3 protein-coding genes are annotated in these 2,480 nt (G+C 67.2%); all 3 read left to right on the forward strand.

The window, feature by feature from the left end; genetic code table 11:
* The first annotated feature begins 77 nt into the window (after nucleotides 1–77).
* The 3 genes from tnpA (at nucleotide 78) to tnpC (ending at nucleotide 2,465) form a co-directional block, all read left to right on the forward strand.
* Entirely contained in the window at nucleotides 78–524 is a 447-nt protein-coding gene (gene tnpA / locus AC04SF_RS37250; protein WP_488481857.1) for an IS66-like element accessory protein TnpA, read from the forward strand.
* Nucleotides 525–550: 26 nt separating this feature from the next.
* Nucleotides 551–877, forward strand: coding sequence for an IS66 family insertion sequence element accessory protein TnpB (gene tnpB, locus AC04SF_RS37255; protein ID WP_488481858.1), 327 nt, complete (start codon nucleotides 551–553; stop codon nucleotides 875–877).
* Nucleotides 878–986: 109 nt separating this feature from the next.
* Complete coding sequence (tnpC, locus tag AC04SF_RS37260) at nucleotides 987–2,465, forward strand: IS66 family transposase (RefSeq protein WP_488481859.1); 1,479 nt, start codon at nucleotides 987–989, stop codon at nucleotides 2,463–2,465.
* The last annotated feature ends 15 nt before the right edge of the window (nucleotides 2,466–2,480 follow it).

Genomic DNA, 2,480 nt, shown 5'->3' on the forward strand with positions numbered 1-2,480 from the left:
GGTGAGCGCTGTTGCGGCACCACCTTTCGCGCGTGGTCGTGAGCCACGATGCTCGGAGCCTTTGAGGGCTTCGACACATGACGATTTCAGAGCTTACGCTTAAGTCCAGAGACGAAGAGCCGGTTCGTCGGCTTGAGATATTCACGGGTTCTGGACGGCGGCGCGAATGGTTGCCGGAGGAGAAGGCGCGGATCGTGGCGGAAAGCTACGATGCCGGCGAGACCGTGAGCGCGGTGGCCCGGCGATATGCATTGTCCCCGCAGCAGCTGTTCGCCTGGCGCCGGTCCGCGCGGGTGCCATTGGCGAATGCGCCGTCACCGGAGCCATTATTTGTTCCAGCAGTGGTCGCGGCACCGCAGCCCGAACCGGCGGGGAAGCGCGCGAGATCGACGCGGAAGCGGAAGGCCGCGCGAGAAGCCGGCGTGATCGAACTGGAGATTGACGGTGTCGCCATGCGCGTCGGTCGTGGCGCCGACACCAGGACGGTGGCGGCGGTGATCCGTGCGCTGAAGGCGCCGTCGTGATCGGGCCGACGGGTGCGGTCAAGGTGATGGTCGCGACGAAGCCTGTGGACTTCCGCAAGGGGGCCGAGGGCCTGGCGGCGCTGGTGCGCGAGACGATGGGTGCCGATCCGTTCTCTGGCACGGTCTACGTCTTCAGGGCCAAGCGCGCCGACCGGGTCAAGCTGGTGTACTTCGACGGCACCGGCGTTTGCCTGCTGGCGAAGCGTCTGGAGGACGGGAAGTTCTGCTGGCCTGCCATCACCGATGGCGTGGTGAGGTTGTCGGCGGCGCAATTGCAGGCGCTCCTGGAAGGGTTGGATTGGCGGCGCGTGCATGACGCCCGCGAGACGCGCGCGCCGGTCGCGGCAAGTTGATTCCATGGGCGGCCAGAGACGCTGGCAAAGCATTGGAATGCATGATTGAATCGGCCTTGTGAGCAACCCGGCCGAGCCTCAGACCAACGATCCGATCGCGCTTCAGGCGATGCTCGCGGCGGAGCGCGCCGAGAACGAGCGGCTGCGCCAGATCATCAAGGAACTGCAGCGCCACCGCTTCGGCCGCAGGGCAGAGAGCCTGCCGGTCGACCAACTGCTGCTGGGCCTGGAAGAGGCCGAGCAGGTCGAGGCGGAGGACTTCGCCGCAGAGGACGCCGCCGATCCTGCTAAGCGCGAGGCTCGCGCCAGGAAGCGCCGCGCCAACCGCGGTTCACTGCCCGCGCACCTGCCGCGTATCGAGCAGGTCATCGACATCCCCGACAAGATCTGCCCGTGCTGCAAGGGGATGCTGCACGTCATGGGCGAGGATCGCTCCGAGCGCCTCGACATCGTGCCGGCCCAATTCCGCGTCATCGTCACGCGCCGACCGAAGTATGCTTGCCGGAGCTGCGAGGAGGTCGTGGTGCAGGCGCCCGCAGCGGAGCGCCTCGTCGAGGGGGGCATCCCGACCGAAGCGACCGTCGCCCACGTGCTGGTGTCGAAGTATGCCGACCATCTTCCCCTGTATCGCCAGGCGCAGATCTATGCCCGGCAGGGCGTGAACCTGGATCGGTCCACGCTCGCCGACTGGGTCGGCAAGGCAGCCTTCCTGCTACGGCCGATCCACGAGCGGCTGTTCGAGCGGCTGAAGGCGTCCGGCAAGCTCTTCGCCGACGAGACCACGGCGCCGGTGCTCGATCCCGGGCGCGGCCGCACCAAGACGGGCCAGCTGTTCGCTTACGCCCGCGACGATCGCCCCTGGGGCGGGATCGCTCCACCCGGCGTCGCCTATCTCTATGCGCCCGACCGCAAGGCCGAACAGCCGTTGCGCCACCTTCAGGGCTTCGTTGGAATCCTGCAAGTCGACGGCTACGCCGGATACCGGGCGCTGGCCGAGCGCAATGCCGTGAGCCTGGCGTTCTGCTGGGCGCATGTCCGTCGACGCTTCTACGAACTGGCCCAGTCCGGACCCGCGCCGATTGCCACGGAGGCGCTCCAGCGCATCGCCGAGCTCTACAAGATCGAGAGCGAGATACGGGGACGCTCGCCCGAAGAGCGGCGCACCGCCCGCCAGGAGAGAAGCCGCCCCGTCATCGATATCCTCCAGCCATGGCTGCGCGAGAAGCTCGCCCTGGTCAGCCAGAAGAGCAAGCTCGCCGAAGCAATCCGCTACCCGCTCTCGCGCTGGGCCGGACTTGGTCGCTTCCTCGACGACGGCCGCGTCGAGATCGACTCCAACGTGGTCGAACGCTCGATCAGGCCAATCGCCCTCAATCGGAAGAATGCGCTCTTCGCCGGTTCCGACGGCGGTGGAGAGCACTGGGCGACCATCGCCTCGCTCGTAGAAACCGCAAAACTCAACGGCGTCGACCCGTACGCCTACCTCACCGACGTCATCACCCGCATCGTCGCCGGCCATCCGCAAAGCCAACTCGACGACCTGCTGCCCTGGGCCTACGCCCCCGCACCACTCAAGGCCGTGGCCTGAGAACAGCGGTTACGC

This window comes from Mesorhizobium sp. CNPSo 4671 (genome assembly GCF_057784245.1).